At 61.0% G+C, this 23,217-nt stretch carries 27 protein-coding genes and 1 pseudogene; 12 read left to right on the top strand and 16 right to left on the bottom strand.

Annotated features, from left to right (window positions below; translation table 11 throughout):
- Positions 1 to 5: 5 nt before the first annotated feature.
- The 3 genes from J3454_RS10545 to dksA all read right to left on the bottom strand — a co-directional run bounded on the left by J3454_RS10545 (position 6) and on the right by dksA (position 2,583).
- The gene (locus J3454_RS10545) at positions 6 to 1,475 is read right to left on the bottom strand and encodes an ABC transporter substrate-binding protein (RefSeq protein ID WP_349513713.1); all 1,470 of its coding nucleotides are present in this window, start codon (positions 1,473 to 1,475) and stop codon (positions 6 to 8) included.
- An 82-nt stretch (positions 1,476 to 1,557) separates the two neighbouring features.
- On the bottom strand, positions 1,558 to 1,935 hold the full coding sequence (locus J3454_RS10540) for a PilZ domain-containing protein (protein ID WP_349513712.1): 378 nt from the start codon (positions 1,933 to 1,935) through the stop codon (positions 1,558 to 1,560).
- A gap of 189 nt (positions 1,936 to 2,124) precedes the next feature.
- Positions 2,125 to 2,583: an RNA polymerase-binding protein DksA gene (gene dksA / locus J3454_RS10535; protein WP_349513711.1), complete on the bottom strand. Its 459-nt coding sequence runs from the start codon at positions 2,581 to 2,583 to the stop codon at positions 2,125 to 2,127.
- Between the two features lie 308 nt (positions 2,584 to 2,891).
- Here dksA and J3454_RS10530 point away from each other — a divergent pair, with 308 nt between their 5' ends.
- Positions 2,892 to 3,233, top strand: a complete 342-nt coding sequence (locus tag J3454_RS10530; protein WP_349513710.1) for an SEL1-like repeat protein — start codon at positions 2,892 to 2,894, stop codon at positions 3,231 to 3,233.
- A 6-nt stretch (positions 3,234 to 3,239) separates the two neighbouring features.
- Here J3454_RS10530 and J3454_RS10525 read toward each other — a convergent pair whose 3' ends face one another.
- The 5 genes from J3454_RS10525 to J3454_RS10505 are packed head-to-tail and all read right to left on the bottom strand — an operon-like array spanning position 3,240 to position 6,434.
- The gene (locus tag J3454_RS10525; RefSeq protein ID WP_502878580.1) at positions 3,240 to 4,391 is read right to left on the bottom strand and encodes a GNAT family N-acetyltransferase; all 1,152 of its coding nucleotides are present in this window, start codon (positions 4,389 to 4,391) and stop codon (positions 3,240 to 3,242) included.
- The gene (locus J3454_RS10520; RefSeq protein WP_349513709.1) at positions 4,388 to 5,116 is read right to left on the bottom strand and encodes a glycerophosphodiester phosphodiesterase family protein; all 729 of its coding nucleotides are present in this window, start codon (positions 5,114 to 5,116) and stop codon (positions 4,388 to 4,390) included. The genes J3454_RS10525 and J3454_RS10520 overlap by 4 nt, the downstream gene beginning before the upstream one ends.
- A 6-nt stretch (positions 5,117 to 5,122) precedes the next feature.
- On the bottom strand, positions 5,123 to 5,581 hold the full coding sequence (locus J3454_RS10515; RefSeq protein WP_349513708.1) for a RidA family protein: 459 nt from the start codon (positions 5,579 to 5,581) through the stop codon (positions 5,123 to 5,125).
- 2 nt (positions 5,582 to 5,583) lie between these two features.
- Positions 5,584 to 6,204, bottom strand: coding sequence for an HAD family hydrolase (locus J3454_RS10510; protein WP_349513707.1), 621 nt, complete (start codon positions 6,202 to 6,204; stop codon positions 5,584 to 5,586).
- Entirely contained in the window at positions 6,201 to 6,434 is a 234-nt protein-coding gene (locus J3454_RS10505) for a DUF3572 domain-containing protein (protein ID WP_349513939.1), read from the bottom strand. The genes J3454_RS10510 and J3454_RS10505 overlap by 4 nt, the downstream gene beginning before the upstream one ends.
- A 96-nt stretch (positions 6,435 to 6,530) precedes the next feature.
- Between J3454_RS10505 and J3454_RS10500 the strand changes: the two genes are divergently transcribed.
- Positions 6,531 to 6,899, top strand: a complete 369-nt coding sequence (locus J3454_RS10500) for a response regulator (RefSeq protein WP_349513706.1) — start codon at positions 6,531 to 6,533, stop codon at positions 6,897 to 6,899.
- Here J3454_RS10500 and J3454_RS10495 read toward each other — a convergent pair.
- Complete coding sequence (locus J3454_RS10495) at positions 6,896 to 7,546, bottom strand: Pycsar system effector family protein (RefSeq protein WP_349513705.1); 651 nt, start codon at positions 7,544 to 7,546, stop codon at positions 6,896 to 6,898. The genes J3454_RS10500 and J3454_RS10495 overlap by 4 nt on opposite strands.
- A 74-nt stretch (positions 7,547 to 7,620) precedes the next feature.
- On the opposite strand from J3454_RS10495, the gene J3454_RS10490 reads away from it, so the two are divergent.
- From J3454_RS10490 to J3454_RS10475, 4 genes are all read left to right on the top strand, one after another.
- Positions 7,621 to 7,863 carry an acyl carrier protein gene (locus J3454_RS10490; protein WP_349513704.1) on the top strand — a complete coding sequence of 81 codons (243 nt, stop codon included), beginning with the start codon at positions 7,621 to 7,623 and terminating at the stop codon, positions 7,861 to 7,863.
- A gap of 12 nt (positions 7,864 to 7,875) precedes the next feature.
- Entirely contained in the window at positions 7,876 to 9,123 is a 1,248-nt protein-coding gene (gene spt, locus J3454_RS10485) for a serine palmitoyltransferase (protein WP_349513703.1), read from the top strand.
- Positions 9,124 to 9,200: 77 nt separating this feature from the next.
- Positions 9,201 to 10,670, top strand: coding sequence for a PQQ-dependent sugar dehydrogenase family protein (locus J3454_RS10480; protein ID WP_349513702.1), 1,470 nt, complete (start codon positions 9,201 to 9,203; stop codon positions 10,668 to 10,670).
- 148 nt (positions 10,671 to 10,818) lie between these two features.
- Positions 10,819 to 11,784 carry an IS1595 family transposase gene (locus J3454_RS10475; protein WP_349513701.1) on the top strand — a complete coding sequence of 322 codons (966 nt, stop codon included), beginning with the start codon at positions 10,819 to 10,821 and terminating at the stop codon, positions 11,782 to 11,784.
- 312 nt (positions 11,785 to 12,096) lie between these two features.
- On the opposite strand, the gene J3454_RS16195 is transcribed toward J3454_RS10475, so the two are convergent.
- Complete coding sequence (locus tag J3454_RS16195) at positions 12,097 to 12,834, bottom strand: DUF5343 domain-containing protein (RefSeq protein WP_502878579.1); 738 nt, start codon at positions 12,832 to 12,834, stop codon at positions 12,097 to 12,099.
- Positions 12,835 to 13,199: 365 nt separating this feature from the next.
- Between J3454_RS16195 and J3454_RS10470 the strand changes: the two genes are divergently transcribed.
- The 6 genes and pseudogenes from J3454_RS10470 to J3454_RS10445 all read left to right on the top strand — a co-directional run bounded on the left by J3454_RS10470 (position 13,200) and on the right by J3454_RS10445 (position 16,901).
- The gene (locus J3454_RS10470) at positions 13,200 to 13,334 is read left to right on the top strand and encodes a hypothetical protein (protein ID WP_349513700.1); all 135 of its coding nucleotides are present in this window, start codon (positions 13,200 to 13,202) and stop codon (positions 13,332 to 13,334) included.
- Between the two features lie 146 nt (positions 13,335 to 13,480).
- Positions 13,481 to 14,041, top strand: coding sequence for a DUF4760 domain-containing protein (locus tag J3454_RS10465; RefSeq protein WP_349513699.1), 561 nt, complete (start codon positions 13,481 to 13,483; stop codon positions 14,039 to 14,041).
- A gap of 307 nt (positions 14,042 to 14,348) precedes the next feature.
- The gene (locus J3454_RS10460; protein WP_349513698.1) at positions 14,349 to 14,804 is read left to right on the top strand and encodes a hypothetical protein; all 456 of its coding nucleotides are present in this window, start codon (positions 14,349 to 14,351) and stop codon (positions 14,802 to 14,804) included.
- Positions 14,805 to 14,809: 5 nt separating this feature from the next.
- Positions 14,810 to 15,196 (top strand): annotated as a pseudogene (locus J3454_RS10455) (terminase large subunit domain-containing protein); the annotation flags it as partial.
- Positions 15,141 to 15,665, top strand: a complete 525-nt coding sequence (locus tag J3454_RS10450; protein ID WP_349513697.1) for a DUF2793 domain-containing protein — start codon at positions 15,141 to 15,143, stop codon at positions 15,663 to 15,665. The pseudogene J3454_RS10455 and the gene J3454_RS10450, both read left to right, overlap by 56 nt.
- 156 nt (positions 15,666 to 15,821) lie before the next feature.
- Positions 15,822 to 16,901 (top strand): OmpA family protein, encoded by a 1,080-nt coding sequence (locus tag J3454_RS10445; protein ID WP_349513696.1) that lies wholly within the window; start codon positions 15,822 to 15,824, stop codon positions 16,899 to 16,901.
- Positions 16,902 to 17,151: 250 nt separating this feature from the next.
- Here J3454_RS10445 and J3454_RS10440 read toward each other — a convergent pair whose 3' ends face one another.
- The 6 genes from J3454_RS10440 to J3454_RS10415 form a co-directional block, all read right to left on the bottom strand.
- The gene (locus tag J3454_RS10440) at positions 17,152 to 18,792 is read right to left on the bottom strand and encodes an MFS transporter (RefSeq protein ID WP_349513695.1); all 1,641 of its coding nucleotides are present in this window, start codon (positions 18,790 to 18,792) and stop codon (positions 17,152 to 17,154) included.
- A 51-nt stretch (positions 18,793 to 18,843) separates the two neighbouring features.
- Positions 18,844 to 19,542, bottom strand: coding sequence for a 7-cyano-7-deazaguanine synthase QueC (gene queC, locus J3454_RS10435; RefSeq protein WP_349513694.1), 699 nt, complete (start codon positions 19,540 to 19,542; stop codon positions 18,844 to 18,846).
- 44 nt (positions 19,543 to 19,586) lie between these two features.
- A complete protein-coding gene (locus tag J3454_RS10430; RefSeq protein ID WP_349513693.1) occupies positions 19,587 to 20,006 on the bottom strand; it encodes a hypothetical protein in 420 nt (139 codons plus the stop codon).
- An 86-nt stretch (positions 20,007 to 20,092) separates the two neighbouring features.
- Positions 20,093 to 20,983, bottom strand: a complete 891-nt coding sequence (gene hslO, locus J3454_RS10425; protein WP_349513692.1) for an Hsp33 family molecular chaperone HslO — start codon at positions 20,981 to 20,983, stop codon at positions 20,093 to 20,095.
- Positions 20,984 to 21,037: 54 nt separating this feature from the next.
- Entirely contained in the window at positions 21,038 to 21,988 is a 951-nt protein-coding gene (gene argF, locus J3454_RS10420; protein WP_349513691.1) for an ornithine carbamoyltransferase, read from the bottom strand.
- Positions 21,985 to 23,184, bottom strand: a complete 1,200-nt coding sequence (locus tag J3454_RS10415) for an aspartate aminotransferase family protein (protein WP_349513690.1) — start codon at positions 23,182 to 23,184, stop codon at positions 21,985 to 21,987. The genes argF and J3454_RS10415 overlap by 4 nt, the downstream gene beginning before the upstream one ends.
- Between the last annotated feature and the right edge of the window lie 33 nt (positions 23,185 to 23,217).

Here is a 23,217-nt window from a genome sequence, read left to right as displayed (position 1 = left end):
CACTTTCATGTGGTGGGTTGGGACAGCGGGAACAAGGGGTGAAGGCCCCACTGGTTGGCAAGGTAGTTTCTCAGTGACCCGCGCACCAGCGACCAGCGAACCGGCGCGCCGAGCGGAATATAGACTTCCTGCTCCACCAGTGCAGCATGGGCTTCGGCGAGCAGCCGCTCGCGCTCGGCCGGGTCGGGCTCGGTCAGCGACTGCCGCACCAGCGCATCGGCTTCGGGTGAACACAAGCCGGCGTCGAGCGCGCAGTGGAACTGGTTGAGATACCAGCGCGGCGAGGAATAGCGCGCGATAGCATCGCGCAGCTCGATTTCGGCCCCTTCCCCCGGCGCCTTGCGTTCCACGCTCACGCCGATGCTGGCCCACGTCTGGGAAAGTTGCCGGAACAGCAGATTGCTGCCGGGGCCATCGGGCAGACCCACTTCGATCTGCGCGTCTTCGCCGGATTCCGCTTCCCACGCCCGAATGCGGGCCGCTGCGGTCGCACGGCGTTGCTCGAGCGAGAGTTCCTGCCAGCGTTGCGGCGGAAACGGCGAATTGGCGAACAAGCCCGGTGGCACGATCCAGGTGCTCGCCTGCCAGCCGCCAAGCCCGAATGGCTGTATCAGTTCCGCGCGGTCAATCGCCATCGACAGGGCTTCGCGCCGCGCCGGATCGGCTAGCAGGTCGGTTTCCTCGCGGATCACCAGCCCCAGCAGGCCCAGCGCCGGATCGACCTGAATCGTCCCGCGCGACAGTGGCCCGGCCTCCGCCAGCGGGAAATCGATGATGCTGCCCCCCAGCACCAGATCGACATCGCCGCGCGAAAAGGCGGCGACCGCTTCGGTGGTGGACATCGGCTGAATGTTGAGCGGACGCGCCAGCGCCTCCCAATCCTCGCGCGCCGGCAATCCGCGGGTTTCGGGCGGCAATGCCGAAAGGCGAGCCACAGACGCATCATCGTCACGCGACATGACCATCGGCCCCGGTCCGCTGCCGCTCTTGACGAAGCCGAGTTCCGGCTGAGCGAGCAGACGCAGGAAATCGGGCATCGGCGCAGACAAACGCACTTCGATCACGCGCCCTGTCATCGCGCGGATTTCATCGACCTTGGCCAGATCGAGCCCCAGCGACGTTCCCCGCAAACGCCGGATGTTTTCACGCAGAAGGCGGCGAACATCGGCGGCGGTGATTTCCTCGTCATCGGGCCAGGTGCCGTCACGCAGACGGAAAATGTAGCTGAGCCCGTCATCGGTGACGATCCAGCGTTCGGCCAGTGCCGGGACCACCTGTCCACCGGGATCAAGCGAAACCAGCCCCTCGAACGTTGCCGCACGCAGATGTTGGGCTCCGGGCGAAAGCCGCACGCTTTGCTGGAACAGGCTGTCGGGCGTACCGATGATCGCCACATTGATCGGCCCGTCGCCATTGGAAGGGCCGCAGGAAGCGAGCAACAGCAGGATCGGCAACAAGGTCAGGCGGATTCGCATCGCAGCGTGCCTAGCAGCTTGCGGTGCCGCGGTCAGCTTGAGCAGGTGTTTATTACCCGGGGAAAGCCGGGGTGCAGTGCGATCAGATCTTGCGCAGCTTGCCAGGCTCCGGCGGCGATGGCGCGCGATGTGCCCATGAAGGCTTGAGCATGGCAGCCGGGGGAAGATTGCTGTCCTGCGACGGACGGCGTGCCAACTGCGAATCGACTTCCTGATCGAACGCAATACCGATGCGATTGTCCTGCACCCAGGCAACACTTCCGCCGACAGTGCCGATGTTGCGCAATTCGACATCGACGCGGTGCCCGCGCTGCACCCTGAGATTGCCTTCGGCCATCATTCCGCCGTCTGAGAGATTACGCACCCGCACCCGGTGAGCCTCGTGGCCCTGCTCGATACGAATGTCAGCCAACAGGAACAGGCTGTCGCGCACCACGCTCCGTGTTTCAACTCCCGTCATCTCAGGATCGCCTCCATGTCATCGCGTATCGCCCCAGCGACGATGCTAGCCGGAATATGATATCCGTCCCGCAAACGCCATCACGCGGTAGGCAAATGCAGTAAACAGGAGGTAAATCAGGGACTGCAGGCGGCCGCTATCCGCGATGCCGTCCCAAGCCGGGACAGGCTGCCGCAAGATGGTTTCCAATCAATCGTCGCGCGAGATCTTTTCGCGGCGCTCGTGGGCCTCCTGCGCCTCCACCGTCATGGTGGCGACAGGGCGGGCGATCAGACGGCGCAGGCCGATGGGATCGCCCGAAACCTCGCAATAGCCATATTCCCCCTCGTCCAACCGGCGCAGCGCGGCATCGATCTTCGACACCAGTTTGCGTTGCCGGTCGCGGGTGCGCAGTTCGATACCCCAATCTGTTTCGCTCGACGCGCGATCGGTCAGGTCGGCCTCGCGCAGAGGGCCGTCCGCCAGGGACTGCAGGGTCTGTCCGGCGGCGGAGTGGATCGAGCGTTTCCATTCGATCAACAGCATCCTAAAATAGGTTTGCTGCCGCTCGTTCATGTAGTCCTCGTCCTCGGACGGGACGTAGTCTTCGGCGAGCAGGCGCTTGGCCTTTTCGAGTATGTCGATTTCGTCAGACGCCGCAGATGCCATGTCGCCCTCTAATCCCATAAAGCTGCGTACGAGGGCCATATGTGCTGGCGCCTGAACGTTTTCATCGGTCCAATCGGCCTCGGCCCGTTGCAGCTATGGGCGCGCTATAGGCAACCCCCTCCGAGCACACAAGCGGGTTTGGCGAGCGGCAGTGAGGAAAGGCTGCATTCCGGCACTAAAGAAGCTTCGCCCTACGGCGAAAGCCACAAATTAACAGGCGCGTTAACCAATTCTTGACCATGTTAGCCGACCTTTCGAGCAACGGAGGGCCGCAAAGGAGCGGTTCGGTGGGTAACGGGGACTAATTTATGCAACTCATCACGATCGCAAGCCGGGACAGGGGTGTTTCACGTGAAACACGGGCCGATCAGGGCGCAGACTTGGCGCTGGCGCGCTGGCTGGCAGCAGCGGCTCAGGGCGATGCGACCGCCTGTTTCGATCTCGGGGTAGCCTTTTCCACAGGCAGCAACGGGACCGAATGCGATCTGATTGAAGCGCACAAGTGGTTCAACCTGGCCGCCGCACGCGGTCATGAGGAAGCCTCACATTGCCGGGCGGATATTTCCGACGACATGACGGCCCGCGAAATCGCCGAAGCCCAGCGCCGCGCGCGCCAGTGGTTGACGCAGGAGCGGATGCGCGCCGCCTGAGCGGCGTTAGTCGCCCTTTCTGAACGGGGTGCGGGTACCGAGATACATCTGGTCGGTTGCCACGCCGGCGCGTTCGCGTTCGAGGAAATCCGCGACCGCTGCGCCGAACCCGGGATCGGCGATCCAATGGGCTGACCACGTCTGCACCGGTTCGTATCCGCGTGCCAGCTTGTGTCCGCCCTGCGCGCCTGCCTCGACACGGTTGAGCCCGCGCGCGATCGCAATGTCGATCGCCTGATAGTAGCACAGTTCGAAATGCAGGAACCGCACGTCGCGGGCGCAGCCCCAGTATCGACCATACAACGCCTCGGATCCGGCGAAATTGAGCGCGCCTGCAATCGGCACCGCCCCGTCATAGGCGAGGATCAGGATAATCCGGTCGCCCATGCGCTGGCCCATCAGGCTGAAAGCTTCGCGCGTCAGATAGGGCTGCCCCCATTTGCGCGCGCCGGTATCCTGATAGAAAATCCAGAACGCGTCCCAGTGTTCCTCGGTGATGTCGGCGCCGGTGATGTGCCGGACCGTCAGCCCATTGACCGCCGCCGCACGCTCTTTCCGCAGATCCTTGCGTTTGCGCGAGGCGAGGGCGCCGAGAAAGTCGTCAAAGGTGGTGTATCCGCGGTTGAACCAGTGAAACTGGATATCCGATCGCGGCATCCATCCCGCATTCTCGAACAGCGGCAATTGCTCGGGCGCGATGAAGGTCGCGTGAGCCGATGACATTCCGTTCTGAGCGCACACCACCTCTGCCCCTTTCAGCAGATGGGCGGAGAGCGCCGGGTCGGACAGCAACAGGCGCGGGCCGGTCGCGGGGGTAAAAGGGGCTGCGATCTGCAGCTTGGGATAATAGCGCCCGCCTGCCCGGTGCCACGCATCGGCCCAGCTGTGGTCGAACACATATTCGCCTTGAGAATGCGCCTTCGCATAAGAAGGCATCGCGGCCAGCAAGCCGCCTGCTTCGTCGGTGATCACAATCGGCGCAGGCTCCCAGCCGGTCCCGGGGCCAACGCTGCCGGAATCTTCCATCGCGGTGAGAAATTCGTGGGAGACGAACGGATTGTCGCTGCCGCCCAGCGCGTTCCATTCTTCGCGGTCAAAGCTACCGACCGAGGGTGCGAGCCGGACGATCAGCTCGTTGTTGGTCTCAGGGGCGCTCACGCCAACCCTGCCCCTTCAGCGATCAGCGCATCGGCGTTCGCCAGCCCCCGCGCCCGCGTTTCCGGCGTGCGCGCCGTCCATGTCAGCAGCGGACGGCCCGTTTCGCGCCACAGACCGACGAGCGCATTCGGCAGATCGCGCACATCGCTGGCGAGGAATTCGGGCGCGGCGCGTTCCAGTGCATGGGGTGCGCGCCACGCGCTCTTGAACCCGTGGTCGAGCGTATCGGTAATCACCAAGCCGCGCAGCATCTCCGGCGCATGACGCGCGAACCATTCGCCCATCCGATGATCGAAACTCATCACTGCGGACGGCCCAGCGTAGTCAGCCAGCACCTTGGCGATCGCGATGCAGGCTTGCGGCAGCGCGAAGGCAGGATGCGACTTGATCTCGACCAGTATCGGCACCCGGCCCGCGACCAGTTCCAGCAGGTCAGTCAGGGGCCAGATAATCTGATCGGTTCCCATCAAGCGGATACGGCACAAATCCGCGGCAGGACGCGCAGCAACCATGCCCCGCTCTTCTGTCAGCCGGTCCAATTCCCAATCGTGAAACACCAGCGGGACACCATCGCGGCTCATCTGGACATCGCATTCGATTGCCATGCCCGCCGCAATCGCGGCCTCCGCCGCCGCACGCGAATTTTCCGGCACACCGACGCTGTGCAGCCCGCGATGGGCATATTCCCACCGGGTCAGCCAATCCGGAACGCGGCGTTCGGCCATCAGGCGTCAGGCATTCTTCAGCGCGACAATCGCATCGACTTCCACCGCCGCACCGCGCGGCAGGGCAGGCACGCCGACAGCGGCGCGGGCGTGCTTGCCGGCATCGCCGAACACCTGTTCCATCAGATCGGATGCGCCATTTGCGACTTCGGGCTGATCGGTAAAATCGGCGGTGCAATTGATGAACGCGCCGAGCTTCACGACCCGTTCCACGCGGTCGAGCAGGCCTGCGGCGTCAAGCTGTGCGATGATCATCAGAGCGCAGGCGCGCGCGGCGCCCTGTCCGTCTTCGACACTGACATCATCGCCCAGCCGCCCCTTGATGAGCGCGCCGTCCACGAACGGCAACTGGCCCGAGACATGGGCAAAGCCGCCCTGCACCACAACCGGCACATAGCTCGCAACGGGCGCGGCAGCCTTGGGCAAGGTGATGCCGAGTTCAGCCAGTTTTGCGGAAATGGTCATTTTCAATCCTCCAGACGTTCGAGCAGCCACGGCAGCGCCTCTGACCACACATCGATCCGGGCTTCGGCATGGCCGGCCTTGTGCGCGCAATCAATGGCATGGGCGATCGACGGTTCGCCGCACAGGTGCAGCCGCGTGACGTGCGGCGTAATTTCGGCGACCGAGGCGTGGTGCTGCGCCAGATCGTCGATGAACACCGCGCGGGTCGGCGCGTATTCATCCATGATCGCTTTCAGGGCCGGGCCTTTCGGCCCCTGATTGGTGAACACCCGCGCAGTGATCCCTACTGCGGCAAGCTGTGCAGCCCGCGCATCGCGATGGCCGTCTACGAGGTTGGTAAGGATCACCACATCGGCTTTTTCAGCAAGTGTGTTGATCCCTTCGACCGCGCCGGCGATCGGCAGCTGGCTGTCCATCTCGGTGTCGAAAAACCGGCCCAGCATTTTCCAGATATCGGACGGGGCTAGTAGTTCGCCGCTTGCCTGCCAGCGCAGCGCCTCCGCAAAATTGTGCCCTTCAAGGTTGAAGCTTACCCCTTGGCTCGCCTCCAGCCAGTCCTTGAACGGAGCAACCATGTGCAGCAGCACTTCGTCGCAATCGGAAATGATCAGGGGGCGGGTCATGTTGTCAAAGCGTCCTTTGCGGCAACCAGTTCCTCGGGCGTGACGGCCAGCGCCTCGGCCGCACGGATCAGGTCGGGTTCGTGATTGGTGAGAAATTCCAGCGCCGAGCCCAGGATCATCGGATCACCCAGCCCGCTTCTTAAAGTATCGGGATCGAGGCCGGTCAAATCAAGGTAACGCGCGGCGCGATCCTCGTCCTCAAGGACCCAGCCGAGCGCGGCCAGCGCCAGCGCCTGCGGGTTAACGGGTTCGGCTTGCGAGCGAAGCGGGATTGTCCTGTCCTTCAGGCAAGGTTAGTCTTAAGAAGGGCGAATGCGGGGCGAGCAGTGACAAAACGGATAATGGTTGTCGAGGATAATGACCTCAACAGGAAATTGTTCTGTGACGTTCTGAGGGCCAACGGGTTCGAGGTCGAGCCGGTGGCCGACGGCAGCACCATGCTGGCAACTGCGCGTGCGATGGCGCCCGATCTTATCATCATGGACATCCAGCTCGGCGGTATATCGGGTGTCGATCTGATCGAAGCGGCCAAGCGTGACCGCCTGCTCTCTACGATCCCGGTGCTTGCGGTGACGGCATTTGCGGCCAAGGGGGACGAGGAACGTATCCGGGCCGCAGGCGCAGCGGGCTATCTGTCGAAACCGGTTTCGATCAGCCCGTTCATGACTGCGGTGCGCGATTTGCTTCCGGTCTAGACCCCCGGGCGGGCAAGATGCGCGCTTGCCTCCAGCAGATAGATCAGCAAGGTCAGACCAAGCCCGGCGAGGAATATCCGGTAAGCATAGGACAGGAACCGGTATTTGCGTCGCCGAAGAACCGCACCGTTCTGGTAGAGGTCGCGCAGCATCATCCGGTAGAGGCTTTCGTCCTGCCGCGCGCGGTGCAGGACTTCGTCCGCCCAAATATCCTCGGCCAGCAAAGCAAAATGTCCGAAAAACAGATGATTGTATGACATGGCATCAATGGATTTGGGACCAGCCCGGGGCAGGATCGCAATCACCGCACAGATCGTCGAGAACAAGGCCGTGGCCGCAAGGCACATCATCGACCAGTTGATCGCGCCATTGCCGGTCTGGGTAATGACCAGCGAAAACACGACAAAACTGGCTCCGATCAGAATGTGTGCCTTCTGGTCTGCCATTTGCGAAAGGGTCAGCGTGTTGATCTGGGCCGTGCGGATCAATTGCACCGTATGGGCCGACAGGACGGAAGGTGGTTCTGTAGCCGGGGACTCTCCCGGCAGCAGCGCCGGTTCCTGCTGGTCAGCTTGTACCACGCCTTGCCCCCCGATATGCCGCGCTGAGTCCCAGCCCCAGCGCGGCGAAAACTTGACAAGCTGCATCATCCGCCGCTTTGCAGACGTATTATCGTGGCAATGCCCGCCCTACAACCGACGCAACGAAAGCACCGCCCAACATGACCCCCGCCGAAGTCGACGAGCGCATCCGCACCCTGATCGAGCCATTCAACAAGAAAGGCATTGCGGTCGAGGATTCCACCACTTTCGCAGGCGATCTGGAGTTCGACAGTCTGACAGTGATGGATTTCGTTGCCGCCATCGAAGACGAATTCGACATCATCATCAGTATGAACCAGCAGGCTGAGATCGATACCTATGGGCAGCTCGTTTCAGCAGTCCACAAGCTGCAGGATAGCTGATAGAGGGCCATCATGAGCGAGACCATTCTTCAATCCGTCGAAGCCGCATCAGCACCCGAAACGGTTGACCTGCTGGCCAAGTTTGACCCCATCATCCAGACCCGCGAGGCGCTGCTCGCCGCCGGGGTTGAGGATCCGTTCAGCCTCGTGATGGAAGAAGTGCTGTCGCCGACCCAGGCGATCTGCAACGGGCGCGATACGATCCTGCTGGGCACCTATAATTACATGGGTATGACCTTCGATCCCGACGTGATCGCGGCAGGTCAGACGGCGATGCAGGATTTCGGGGCGGGGACGACCGGAAGCCGCGTGCTGAACGGCACCTTCCGCGATCACCGCGACGTGGAAACCGCCTTGCGCGAATTCTATGCCATGGATCATGCCATGGTGTTTTCGACCGGGTATCAGGCCAATCTCGGCATCATTTCGACGCTGGCGGGCAAGGGTGATTACATCATCCTCGATATCGACAGCCACGCCTCGATCTGGGACGGCTGCGCGATGGGCAATGCCGAAGTGGTCCCGTTCAAGCACAATGACGTCGAAGCGCTGGAAAAGCGCCTGAAGCGCGTGCCGGAAGGCGCGGGCAAGCTGGTCGTGCTCGAAGGAGTCTATTCGATGATGGGCGACGTCGCTCCGTTGAAAGAGATGGTGCGGGTCTGCAAGGAAAACGGCGCAACGGTGCTGGTCGACGAAGCGCATTCGATGGGCTTCATCGGCGAAAATGGCCGCGGCGTGGCCGAAGAACAGGGCGTGCTGGACGATGTCGATTTCATCATCGGCACTTTCTCGAAAAGCGTCGGGACGGTCGGCGGCTTCTGCGTGTCGAACCATCCGAAATTCGAAGTGCTGCGGCTGGTCTGCCGCCCCTACGTCTTCACGGCCGCTCTGCCGCCTGCTGTGATGGCGAGCAGCGCGACCTCGATCCGCAAGCTGATGCACGGCGGGAACAAGCGCGCGCATCTTTGGGAAAACAGCCGCACGCTGCATGGCGGGCTGAAAGCGCTCGGGTTCAGCCTCGGCACCGACACCCCGCAAAGCGCGATCATCGCGGTAATCATGCCCGATCTGGAGAAAGGCGCTATGATGTGGGAGGCGCTGCTGAAGGAAGGCCTTTACGTCAACCTCGCCCGCCCGCCTGCCACGCCCGCCGGGATGACTCTGCTACGCTGTTCATTGTGCGCGGAACATTCCGCCGAACAGGTGCAGACGATCCTCGGCATGTTCGAACGGGCAGGCAAGGCGATCGGGATAATTTGAGCAAACACTGCGAAAGGCGATTGCCTTCTGCTGCGATGCCGATACCTTACCCCTGATTTTTCAAGGGGGTCGCATCCATGTCTTTCTTTTCGCCCATTCGGCGGGCCGCCGTCATTGTGTGCGCGAGCATAGCCGTGCTGACGTTGCCCGGTTGCGGCGAAGGCGGCAGCGGCAGCAGCAGCGGCGGCGGCTCACCGCCTGTCGCGGTGCCCACTCGGCCCAGCTTCACTTCGTCCGCAACCGTCAGCCTCGCCGAAAACACAACCGGCGTTTTCTACACGGCAACAGCCAGCGATCCGCAGGGCGATCCGGTTACATTCGCGTTGTTCAGCGGCCCGGATGCCGACAAAGTGGCACTCGACAGTGGGGGCGGCCTGCGCTTCAATCAGGCACCCAATTACGACCTTCCGACTGACGCCAACCTCGATAATGTCTACGAAGTGACCTTGCGGGCGACGGCGGGCGGCGAATCCACCGATCTCGCGCTGCGGGTCAGCGTCACCAACGATGTCGAAGGCGTGCTTGTCACACGGGTGGCAACCGGCATCGTAGATCCGGTAGCCATTGCAAGAGTGCCCAATGTGGAAACGCTACTGGTCGCCGAAAAGGGCGGTCGGGTGCTGCGCTACAACAGCGCCACCGGCGCGATCAGCGAAGACACGTTCGTGCGCGACAACCGCCGCCCTGGCGAGGTGCTGGCAATCAGCTACGGCTTTAGCGGCAATGTTTTTCAGGAGGGCGTGTATCTCGTCACCCATAGCCCTGCCGATGGCCTGATGGTGCAGGCGTTCAACTCCACCCGCGGGGTGGTGGGTTTCACAAATCTGGGCCCCGCCTGGAGTGCGCCGACCACCGTTTCGATGATCCAGAGCGGCTCCATCTTCATCGCCGTCGGGTCTCCGTCGGAAAGCGATGCCCAAGATGACTCGACACCTTACGGAAAGCTCATCGAACTTCCCTTCATTGATCCTTTCGCTGGGGCAAGCGTTCCTGACTCGAGCGTCCTTCAAATCCGACCGCAAATCATCGGCGACGGGATTCGCCGTCCGGGCGGCTTCGCGTTCGGTTCGGCTCTACTTTTCCTCGCTGATCGCGGCGGAAGCCTTGAACATGAACTGACGATTTTCCAGACCAATGCGCGGCCGCTCGATTTCGGCTGGCCGTTTTACGAAGGCTCACAGGCGACCCGCGACAATCCTCCAGCGGCTGTGAACGGGCCGACGCTGGTCTATCCGTTCGGGGACGGGATCAAGCAAGGCGACGGGATTGTTGCAGGCGTGCTCAACGATGGGAATTTCTTGCCGGCGCTCGGCGACAGCTACATCTTCGCTGACATCAACGGTATCATCTTCTCGATCAGTCAGTCCCGGTTGCGCGACGGATTTCGGCACACCATCAACGTGTTCGAAAACAAGAGCGAGGACTTCGTACCAGATGCCGGCCTGATTGACGGGCCAGTTGGGTTCGCGCTCGGAACGGGCACCGATCATTTCTTCATCCTTGATCGCGATGGGGAACTTTTCAGGGTGTCCCAGCGGCCCGACTGACCCCACGCGCTGTCAAGTACTAATGGCCTTATAACCAATTTGGTTATTTATCTTGACATCGTGACACTCTCTGGTTAGAGATAGGCGATTATGTACTTTACAAACCCAGCGGCTTGCCCTAAAAGAATGGGGCAAGGAGCGTTGAACCATGTCGGTACTTTCATCCCCCCACTTCCACGACGAAGCCAAGGCTTTCGAGTACCTTGAAAGCATCGTGTGGGCGGACGGAGTTGTTTGCCCGCATTGCGGCGTGGTTGGTGGTCGCGTGTACGACCTGTCAGGCGTTCGCTCGAAGGCCAGCGCGAAGAACCCCGAGGGCAAGGTTCGCCACGGCCTCAAGAAGTGTGGCGAGTGCCGCAAGCAGTTCACCGCCAAGGTTGGCACCGTGTTTGAACATGCGCGCCTTCCCCTCACCAAGATGTTGCAGGCCGTTCACCTGATCGTTTCCAGCAAGAAGGGCATCAGCGCCCACCAGCTTAGCCGCGTTCTCGAAGTGCAGTACAAGAGCGCTTGGTTCCTTGCGCATCGTATCCGAGAAGCTATGCGTTCGGGCGATCTGGCAACCCCGTTCGGCGGCAACGGCGGCGCGGTTGAAGTTGATGAAACCTACATCGGCTTCAAGAAGGGCCGCGCCATGCAGAAGGGCACTGGTCACAAGATGGCCGTTCTCGCACTTGTTGACCGTGACAGCGGCCAGAGCCGTTGGTTCCATATCGACAATGCCCGCGCCGTGGACATTCATCCTATCGTGCGCGCCAACATCAGCCGCGAAGCACGTTTCATGACCGACGAAGCCCGCATGTACAGCCGCATCGGCAAAGAGTTTGCCGAGCATGGCACCACCGTCCACGCTGCTTTCAACTACGTCGATCTGAACGACCGCACCATCCACACCAACACCGTTGAAGGCGCGTTCTCGATCTTCAAGCGCGGTATGCGCGGCGTGTACCAGCATTGCGCCGAGCATCACCTGCACCGCTACCTTGCGGAGTTTGAGTTCCGCTACAACAACCGTATCGCCAACGGTGTTGACGACCGCCAGCGCGCCGTGAACGCGGTGCAGGGCATCAGCGGCGAGCGCCTCACCTACGCAAGGCCTGACGCAAACGCCTAAGCGAGAGTACCAGCTTTGGCTTCCCGGTTTCGCACCCAAGCGGCGCGGGCGATGGAAGGGGCGAAGGCTAGTGATTCCATTTTCAGATAGAGCGTGCTATGGACGCACAACGGCGCGCCGCCGGTTGGATTGGAAGCGCGCCGTTGCTCTTACCCCTTCTGGAAGGGGGCAGGGATTGGAACGGCCAAAGGCCGAAACTTATCTCCTATGGATGGCTTGCCAGACCATAATGCCCTCCTTTTCGTTCGGGTGGTGCGCCGCACGATCCTTTGGCGAGGTCGACGTGCAGCACGGGAAATTGGCGGCGGATGGTCATTGACTGTCCGCCGTATCCTTTTCCGCAGGGGGATTCCCAACGGGGTAGGTGTAGTCCAAAACCACCGCGAAGGTGTTCAAGAACTTGTCGCGGCGCTCTTGCGGCCAAGACCCGCCCTCAGGTGGAAGGGTAGCCAAAAGCCCCGCAAGGGCTGCGGGAAGCCCGCTAGCTTGCCCAACGCCGCTGGGATTCGTCACCATCGGCGGGTTCTTCGTAGGGGGAGTAGGCGAAGGCGCGCGGGCTTTGATAGCCCCGAGGCGCGGGGTGGCGTTCTTAGGCTTTGCTGGTACCTGTGACTTCTGACGCTGGGGCATAACGCCAGCGGCTGTGAACAGTCCCATGAACAAGGTGACCATTCGGCCTTGCTGGCCTGTCGGAATGTACTTCCGGAATGCGTCGCGGATTGCGACCTCATCATCCGTTGCCGGATCCACATAAGTGAGCGCGTCAGCATACGCCGCGTTGAGCCATTGGGCTAGACGCTGCTCGTACTCGTGGGTGGGAGCCAGACGGATGCCCTCAAAGACCTCACTTGGCCGACCATCTTCTGTAAGTAGATCAAGCACCTTCATGCTCTGGAGAGTGCGCGGGATAAGGCTGTCGGACACACCAGCCCGCGCCAGAACATCAGCATCGATAACTGGGGGCAAACCACGGCTACGGTGCCGGTCAATCAAGTCCAGGACCGCAGAAGCGGGCGCATATGGCGCTGGTTGGTCTGTTGTGACTGGCATAGAATCGCTCCGTTGCCTCTAAGTTGCTGCGGCATAATACTCTTTGGACGGACAAACGCAACAGTTTGTTCACGATGTACACCGTCCACACTAGGGGCGCGGTTACAAGGCTTATCCATTTGACATATATGCGAAATTTATTTCTAATCGCTGTCAGTACCCAAACTGGAGTGAAGCGCGATGAAAACTTTTCAACAAGAGCCTCGATTGATCCAGCGTATCTGTGGGGGGTGGTTGGCGCGGTCGAACCGCGAAGACCGTCTGCAAATCGGGGTAATCGCCGACGACCGTGAGAGCGCTTTATTGCTTTACTCTGACGCGCTGCGCGACTGGGCGCGAACTCTAAGCTCTGCTAAGGAGTGACAATGGACAAGCCCGAAAAGCCCCAGATCGATAAGTTCAAGGATGCCGCGCGCGAACTTGAGTGCGACGACGACGAGCAGCGCTTCAAGGAGCGCTTGGGTAAGCTGGTCGCGAAGCCCAAGGGTGAGACAGGCTAGGTACAGCAAGAAACTCTTAGGACTTGCGTGGCACATATGGAGAGGTTAGATAGGCTCCATGCAGAGGGAGTAGCCCGATGAGAGAAGCAAGATCAAAAATCTGAGATAAGGCCCCCGACTCGGGGGCCTTTTTCGTTGGGGGCTGTGTGGACGAGGGGTTATCAATAATCGCAGCCGCGATAATGGCGATTGCAGGAATTTTCTACACGTCCAGACAACAGAGAAAGTTGCTCAGAAAACAACACACTTTTCAGGTGATTGACCGCCTTAACGGCTGGGCGGAATTGGAGGATTGCGTGAATCACGCAGTTGCTCTGATCAAAAAGGGCAGGATACCATCTCTGGCCGTCAAGGCCCACGCTAGGGATTGCGCTAAAATCGAGTTTCTTCTGAACTATTATGAGGTTCTCGCCTCCGCTGTCATATGCGGAGACGTTGATGAAGAGTTGATGAGGCGCATGGAGCGAGGAAGGCTGACACGCACATATCTCAAGTTCCTTCCGTACGTTGAGGAAGTCCGAACTGACGATAACAACATTCGAGTTTGGGAAAATCTAGAGTTCATCACTTATCGCTGGGAGCGGGGGCAACACGACCACTTTGATGCGTTAGTGGATCGAATGATGATGAGGCCCACCATTCAGCACTTGGAGTTCCAAAGGGAAGAGGTGAAGGCCTATCTGTGGGAGCAGCGAGGTAAGCTCTGATCTTTGCGTGGCTATTCCCCCTCACCAATACGGTTAAGCCCCGCCATGCGCCGCCCATCTGCAACAGAACTCGAAGCTGGTGCGCTGCTGATCGCGTGGCTGTTCGGATTTGCGTTCATCGCCATTAGCTTAGGCGCTTGGCTGCTAGGGGGTTGACAAATCGCGCCAAAGCAAAGCCTTAGCCGTGGGTTTGTAAAAGACAGCATCGCCTAGAGATAGGCATAGTCGAGAAATAGCGATTCGCCAGCAGGGCGGCCTTCCCACCGGAAGTGCCGCCTTTTTGTTGTCTTCGCATGGAGTATTGCCAATGGCGAAGCGTGACCCTGCGCAAAACAATGCCCCCAACCGGTCCGGTGCCGCGAGAGATCGCAACTGGCGCACTCGGTTTCTGGATCACCTGGCCGAAAGCTCCAACGTCACCCGTTCGGCCGAACACGCCGGGGTCGACGTCAGCCGCGTCTATCGCCTCCGCCGCGCGCAGCCCGATTTTGCCCGGCAATGGCAGGCAGCGCTGTCCGAAGGCTATTCCCACCTGGAAATGGAAGTCCTGCGCCGCCTGCGCGAGGGCAACTTCAAAACCACCGACAACGAGAAATTCGATTTCGCCAACGCCATCCGCTTGCTCTCCGCGCATCGCGACTCCGCTACTGCCGGTCAAAGCCGCGAACGTGACGTCAGCGCCGCCGAAGTACGCGCTTCAATCGACCGCAAGATCGAGGAAATCCGGCACCGCATGAGCAAAGCCAGAGCGGGAGAACAGTAAGCCTGATGATCGAACCGCTCGCATGGTACAGCACAGCACCACCAGAAGCCCGCAAGCGGCTCGTCCATCACCTCAGCCAGCGCGAAAAGAACCAGTTCCGATTTCAATGGCCGGTATTCGCCCGTCCCGAACAGCTGGCTCCGACCGGTGAATGGCGCATCTGGATGATCATGGCGGGACGCGGGTTCGGCAAAACCCGGACGGGGGCCGAATGGGTCCGCATGGTCGCCGATTGCCACCCCGCGGCACGGATCGCGCTGGTTTCGTCCTCCTTGGCCGAGGCTCGCTCGGTAATGGTCGAAGGCGAAAGCGGGCTGATGGCAATCTACCCGCCGGATGAACGCCCCCACTTCGAACCATCATTACACCGAATCCGGTTCGCTAGCGGAGCGCAGGCACAGTTGTTCTCGGCTGCAGAGCCGGATTCTCTGCGCGGCCCTCAACACAGCCATGCCTGCCGGCCAAGCACAGAAGGAATTTTTTGTAAATCAGGCCTTTTCCATCTTGGACGCGCATTCACAACGTGCGGTCGCCGCCTCGTTGAACGAGCCCCCGGCAAGCGTGTCGGATGGTGATTGCTACAGGATCAACGCGCCCGCCGAAGGTGCATGGCACCTTCATTCCGATCACTTGGCCATCAGCATCGGCGGATCCTGGCACTTCATTGCCCCTACGGAGGGAGCGCTGCTGTTCGACCGGGCCGCCAGCCAATGGTTGTGCTTCCGTTCAGGCTGGCAGGCAGCCAATGTGCCGGATGTGCCCGAAGGGGGCTCTATCATTGACGCAGAGGCCCGCGCCGTCCTTTTGCAACTTATCGAAAGTATGCAGGCGATCGGCGTCCTTCCCACCGGGATCCCTTGAAGCGCCCGGCGCGAGACACTGTGTTGTATTTTTCTTCACAAACTCGCTATAGAGGCATTCTTGCAACACCAGCCATCTATTGACTGCTTGCCTCTTTAATGGGGAAAAGATAGAGACCTCCGGTGCCTCAAGTCGATAACAAAGGGGAATTTTAGAATGCGCAAATTCGTCATAGGAATGGCGATGGCTTCGACCGCGCTGACCTCGCCCGCCCTCGCCCGTGAGGGCCAGTGGTACATTCAGGGCGACGGCGGCGTCATGGTTGTCGAAGACCAGACTCTGGACGTCAATGGCGTTGATGGAGATTCATCCGCCGATTACGACACCGATTACGATTTTGGTGCGGCAGTCGGCTACGATTTTGGTGCGTTCCGTCTCGAAACGGAAGCAAGCTACCGCGCAGCCGATCTTGAAAGTGTTACCGCCGGGACGCAAGGCCTCGCGCTCGACACGGGCGGCAACACCTTCTCAGGTCCCCGCGACGCACTTGGCGAAGTCAACGCTCTTAGCTTCATGCTCAACGGCCTCTTCGATTTCGGTGACGACGATGGGCTGCAGGCGTTTGCCGGCGGCGGTGTCGGTGTTGCTCGTGTCGACATGGATGGCCGCGTGAACGCGAATGGTGCGGGTGTCTGGGACGACTCCGATACCGGGTTTGCGTGGCAGGTGCTTGCGGGTATCCGCGCACCTCTCAGCGACTCCTGGGACGTTGGCCTCAAGTATCGTTATTTCAACGCTCCCGGCATCAATCTGGTTGACCCGCTTGGCCGTGACCTTGAAACCAAATTGACCACACACTCGCTGCTGGGTTCGATCACGTATAACTTCGGTGGCGAAGAAGCACCGCCGCCCCCGCCCCCCCCCCCGCCGCCGCCACCTGCGCCGTGCAACACGGGTCCGTACATTGTGTTCTTCGACTTCGATAAGTCGGACATCACTGCCGAAGCGGCGACCATCCTCAATAATGCGGTCACCGCTTATGCAAACTGCGGCACTGCAAGCGTGATGCTGGCTGGTCACACTGACCGCGCTGGTTCGGTGAAGTACAACATGGGGCTTGCCGAGCGTCGTAACGCATCGGTTCGCAGCTACCTCAGCGGTCGCGGCGTGCCCGATGGCCGTATCACCAGCGAAGCGTTTGGCGAATCTCAGCCGCGCGTTCCGACTGCTGATGGTGTTCGCGAAGCGCAGAACCGCCGCGTCGAAGTGACCTACGGCCCTGGCTCGGGCATGTAAGTCACTGCCTCAGGCAAACATCAGAAAAGGGGCCGGAGAAATCCGGCCCCTTTTTTTGTCAGATCAATTTGCTGCCAAGGGGTGAGAAGCCCGGCAGGTGTGTCCGACAAATCATGGAAGCCTAGCACCTGCGATACCACCGGCTCGCAATGCACAACCAGCCTACTGAAAATGAATTCGGGGATCATCATCAGTCAGCGGACGCAAACGGCCGAGCCTTCAAGCGTCACAGCGAACGCGAACGAAGCTATTAGGCGATCCCCTCGCCTGCTGCCTTTGCTCGATCGGCAATCGTGGCGTTCGCACGCGGGACCAATCGGATCGCTGCGATAAGCAACGCGAGGCCAATAGGCGCGATCCAGAGGGTGGAAATCACACCCTTGGACAGGTCGTCACCACTCGTCGCCGAGACATAGCCCGCCAGATACGGCCCGAGCGCAAGGCCCACGAGAGTTGTCGCAAGAAAGAATGTCGCGGTCGCCGTCCCACGCATCCTGGGAAGAACAAGTGACTGGCTGGTTGCGGCGGCAGCGCCCAGCGCGGAAGCAGCAAGCGCGCTGACGACGGCGTTGAGCACTATGAATAATGTCCAGCTATCTGTGGTGTACTGGATTACAGCAAAAGGGATCGGGCTCAGCAGCCCGAACAGAATCACCCAAACCCTGCCCGAAGGCGTGCGGAGCAATAATATGTCGGCCATACGGCCGCCCAGAACAACTCCGAGAAAGCCGCCGGCCGCACCGCCGCCGCCTAGAAAGAAGCCGAGTTCCGACTTCGAGATTCCGGCGAATGTCCGCTCTGCGTAAGGCGCCCCCCAATAGGACGCGGAATACGCCATGAACGCGACGGTCCCATAGCCGAGTATCGTGCACATGAACGCTGGCGAAGCCCAAGTCAGTGCGAATGTCGGATAGTCGCGGACACGCAACGCCGCCACCCAGCAGAATACCGCATAATAGCCGATGGCGAGAAGTAGCCACTGATCGGTGATCGGCGGCAGTTCGGCTCCCATCAGCTTGCCAAATTCCCTGAGAATAACGCCTTCGCCCGAACCGAGGGTAATCGTCAGCAGGTGCGCGCCAATCAGAGCTGCCAACAGCACCGCAATATTCACCATCAGGCTCTTCCAGCCGCGCTCTGCAGCACCAAAGAAGGTGAACCCGGGAATGATCGTGTAGAGTTCCCGAACAAAGCCACGAAAGGGTTCCGGATCTTCTGGCGTTGTGATCCCATCAATCGCCCCGCGAACCGGTTCGCGCAAAGTTGCCACCCACACGGCAAGCAACAGTCCCGGCAAACCCACAGCAATAAATGCCGCTTGCCACCCGGCCAAGCCGAGAACTGGGTCGCCATCAGGAAAGGCCTTGTTCCAGCCGTCTACTATAACGCCGCCGATCGCCAGCGACACGCCGCCGCCGATGTAAAGGCCGGAGCTGTAGATCGCGAGCGCAGTTGCGCGCAGCCGCGCCGGGAACCAGTCGGAGATCAGCGAATAGGCTGACGGACTGGCGGTTGCTTCACCCACCCCGACTCCGACCCGCGCCACCGAAAGCGTCGCCGCGTCACGCGCGAATCCGGAAAAGGCGGTCATCGCTGACCATAGGGCAAGCCCCAAAGTCATCAGCCGCACCCGTTTCCAACTGTCCGCCAACCGGCCAAGCGGAATTCCGAACAATGCATAGAAGATCGCAAATGCCGTGCCGTACAGGAAGCCCAGAAAGGCATCATCGACCCCGAGATCGGCCTTGATGTCGTTGGCCAGGATCGAAAGGATCTGGCGGTCGATGAAATTCAGGACATAGACCAGCACCAGAACCCCAAGAGCGTACCAGCTATATGCCGGCACAGGATCGTTCTCGCGGCTCCGGGCCGCGCCTGCTTCCTCACTCAAGAAATGATCCTCTGTCCCGTGTGTCAGTTTTTGCGCTCGCCGTTATCCAGCCTATGCGCGATATGCGGTGCTATCGACAATCCCCGCTTCAGCAAAACCCTTTCTGCGCAAGCGGCACGAATCGCAAAGGCCGCAAGCCTGCCCCTCCGGCGTCGGGTCATAGCATGACCAGCTCCATGCCGGGTCCAGCCCCAACCTGTAGCATTCGCGAGCGATGTCGGCTTTGTTCAGGTGCTGCAGCGGGGCATGGATTGTAAAGGGGGCGCCTTCCACTCCAGCCTTGGTGCCAAGCCGAGCCGTTTCTGCGAAACTCGAGATGAACTCAGGGCGGCAATCGGGATAGCCGGAGTAGTCGAGCGCATTGACCCCGATGAAAACATCGCGGGCGCCCGCTGCCTCTGCGCAGGCGGTGGTCAGGGCAAGGAATACAAGATTGCGTGCCGGGACATAAGTTACTGGAATATCGGCGCCCACCCCGCTTTTGGGCACATCGATGGCGTCCGTCAGCGCTGACCCCCCGAAGGCCCGCAAATCCAGCGCGATTTCTGTGTGGCGCGCAATCCCGAGACGCTCCGCGATCCTCCTTGCGGATCCAAGCTCGAGCCGGTGCCGCTGTCCATAGTCCACACTCAACGCGTGGACGGCAAACCCCTGCTCCTTGGCCAGCGCCGCGGTGACCATCGAATCCAGACCGCCGGATAGCAGGACAACAGCCAATTGCGACGAAGAAGCGGGTTCCGAGGCACTCATGTTGTGGCCCTATCACGCCAGCGTCTAAAGGCAATCGGCCCGGCTCAGCAACTGCCGGTGCGCCGTGCTTCCGCGACGAACTGAAACGGCAGCCCCTTGTGAATGCCTTGGGTTTCCAATTGCACCAGACCCGCGGTTTCACGGCGAATGCTGGTGCGCCCATAGCCGTTGCCGGGACACGTATATTGTACCGTGACCTTGGCGGCGCCATCTTCCACCACGAATCGGCTGCATCCGCCCTCCACGTGCTTCAACTGGATCAATTCGTATCCAGCGCGCACGCAGATCTTGCGGTCAGGCGAACCGTCGCGGTGCTTAACGGTCCACTCGCCTTTGGTCAGCGTCCCGAGCATGGACAGCCCCTTCCCCTGCGCAAGTGCCGGCACTGCCAGTCCAGCAAGCGCGGAGATAATTAGTCCGCCACAGCCAATCGCCTGCAAACGCTTTTTGGAATTCTGCTTCATGGCCGCAGTCATGCCCTTTTATTGCCTGAATGGCTTGTATGAATTGGCGATCTGCGCGCCTGTTGCATAATGTTTTCGACGAACCGCTAGACTGTCAATTCGAACAGGCGCGAACAAAAGGCGCAATCGACCACCACCACGCCATCCTCGTTTCGCATCGCATCTTGTTCGGCGGGTGGAAAACGGGCGATGATCGTGGCGTAGTGTTCGGCACTGCACCGACAGCCGCGCGACAATCTGTCGCCGGGCAGCACCCGCACCTCTTCCTCTTCATGAAAAAGGCGCCACGCGATGGCTTCGAGCGAGAGTGCGGGATCGAGCAGTTCGTCATGGCTGAGCGAACCGGCCATGATCGCCACATGCTCCCAATCGGGGTGATCCATACGGACATGCAGGCGCTCGCGCCCTTCCTCGCCATCGGCAAGATGCTGCAACAGCAGCCCGGCGGCCGTCCTGCCGCTTGCACCGGCGCGGCTGGCCACCCGGATCAGTGTGGGGATCTGCTCCGACTGGCTGAAATAGAGCTCGCACGCTTCGGCCAGGCTGCTGCCTTCCAGCGGGACGATCCCCTGATAGCGCTGGCGCCCTTCAGTCTCGAAGGTAATTGCGAGAAAGCCTTCGCCGAACAATGCGCCGAGCGAGGGGTTGGCCCCAAGGCTGCCTAGCCGGTCGGCGTCGAAGTCGGCATACCCCCGAACCGCGCCTGCGCGATAATCACACACCAGCAGGTTGACGATCCCGCCTTTAGTCTGGGCCTGCATCGTCATCTGCGCGGTTTCGCCCTTCAGCAAGCCACCGATCAATGCACCCAGCACCAGCGCCTCGCCCAGCAGGTGCGTGATCGGCGGGGGGTAATCATGCGCCGACAACACGTCCTCGAGCACGCCTTCGAGCCGCACAAGGCGACCACGCGCGTTGCGGCCCGGAAGCGTGAAGCCCATGAGCTTGTCGGAAAATATCTCGTCAGTGTCAGTCATGCGCCGCCATATGGGGACGGATCACCGCCGACGGAAGACCCTCACCCTCGGCGATCAGGTGCCGAGCAGTCCGAAGCACCACAAAAGTACCGCTTTCTGGGCGTGGATGCGGTTCTCGGCTTCGTCGAACACCACCGATTGCGTGCCTTCGAACACATCCTCGCTGACTTCCTCCCCGACATGAGCGGGCAGGCAGTGCAGGAACAGTGCATCCGCCTTCGCCTGTGCCATCAGCGCAGCATCGACCCGATAGGGTGCCATTGCCGCGCGCTTTTCCTCCGCGTCGGCCTGCCCCATCGAAATCCATGTGTCGGTCACGAGCACATCTGCCCCTCGCGCTGCTGCCGCAGCGTCCTGCGTCAACGACACGGCAACCCCTTCGGCGCGCGCGGCGGCGACGAATGCTGGGTCGGGCTGGTAACCAGCCGGTGTCGCCACCCGCACGTTGAACTTGAACAGCCCGGCCGCTTCGAGGATCGAATGCAGGACGTTGTTGCCGTCGCCAAACCACGCGACTTCGAGCCCGGGAAGCGACTTGCCATGCTCGATCACGGTTAGCAGATCGGCGACAATCTGGCAGGGGTGCGAACGATCGGTGAGGCCGTTGATCACCGGCACGGCGGCGTGCCGTGCCATTTCCTCGATTTTCGCGTGGTCATCGGTGCGCAGCATAATGCCGTCGACCATCCGGCTGAGTACACGCGCAGTGTCAGCGATGGTTTCGCCCCGCCCAAGCTGGCTTGAGGTAGTATCGAGAAACAGCACGCTGCCGCCCAGCTGGCGCATCGCCATATCGAAGCTGACCCGGGTGCGGGTCGAGTTTTTCTCGAACACAAGCGCAAGCACGCGGCCCGCCAGCGGCGCATCAGCATCGGGCGTGCCCTTGGGCAAAGCGGCGCGGGCGGCCTTTCGATCGATCGCGTCGTTGATCATCGCTGCGACGTCATCAGCCCCCGCATCGCCGAGGTCGAGAAAATGCCGATACTGCCCCCCAGCGTCGGTCATGCCGGTTCAGGCACCTTGAAGCTGGCGGCACCGGCCGAAAGCTTGTCGAAAAATTCGTCGATCTCGGCATCGCCGATCACCAGCGGCGGGATGATGCGGATGGTATTGTCACCCGCCGCCACTGTCAGCAGCTGATGGTGATCGCGCAGATGAACGAAGAACGGGCGGCTCTCCACCTTCATCTTGAGACCGAGCATCAGCCCCTTGCCGCGCACCAGTTCGAACAGCTCGGGATAATTTCCGATGAACTGTTCGAGCCGTGAGCGCAGCCGCTCGCCCTTTTCGCGGACGGAGGCGAGGAATGGCTCGTTGGCAACCGCCTCCATCACCGCGGTTCCCGCTGCCATCGCCAGCGGATTGCCGCCATAGGTCGATCCGTGGGTGCCGAAGGTCATACCGCGCGCGGCCTTTTCGGTGGCGATGCAGGCGCCGAGCGGAAACCCGCCGCCGATGCCCTTGGCGGTCGCGAGGATATCGGGCTCGATCCCGTATTGCTCATAGGCGTACAGCGTTCCGGTGCGCGCGACGCCGCATTGCACTTCGTCGAGGATCAGCATGAGATCATGCTCGTCGGCAAGCGCGCGCAGGCCCTGCATGAATTCCTGCGATGCCGGACGAATACCGCCCTCGCCCTGGATCGGCTCGACCATGATCCCGGCGGTATGCGGCCCGATCAGCGCCTTGACGGCTTCGAGATCGTCGAAGGGGGCATATTTGAACCCCTCAAGCAGCGGCGAAAAGCCGTGGTGCATCTTGGCCTGGTTCGATGCGCTGATGGTCGCCATCGTGCGGCCATGGAAGGCGTTATGAAAGGTGATGATCTCGAACCGGCTGGCGTCTCCATGCTCTCCTGCGTTCTGATGATAGGCGCGCGCGGTCTTGATCGCCGCCTCGACCGCCTCGGCACCGGAATTGGTGAAGAACACAGTGTCGCCGAAGGTAGTTTCGACCAAAATCTGTGCGAGGCGTTCGCCCTGCGGACTGCCGTAGAGGTTCGACACATGCATCAGCGTTGCGGCCTGTTGCTGGATCGCCCCGATCAGGCCTTCGTGCGAGTGACCAAGCAGATTGACTGCAATGCCGCTGGCGAAATCGAGATAGCGGGTCCCGTCCTCGTCAATCAGGTGGCAGTGCTCGCCGCGTACCGGTCGCACGCCGCAACGCGGATAGACGGGCATGAGCGGGGTGATCGACATCGGTATTTCCCTGAATTGGTGAGCGGGTAGGAC

It is taken from the genome of Erythrobacter sp. NFXS35, from assembly GCF_040148725.1.
In the GTDB taxonomy this organism is placed as follows: Bacteria; Pseudomonadota; Alphaproteobacteria; order Sphingomonadales; family Sphingomonadaceae; genus Erythrobacter.
Note: the sequence above shows the minus strand (reverse complement) of the source record. Positions and strands in the feature narration are given on the sequence as shown.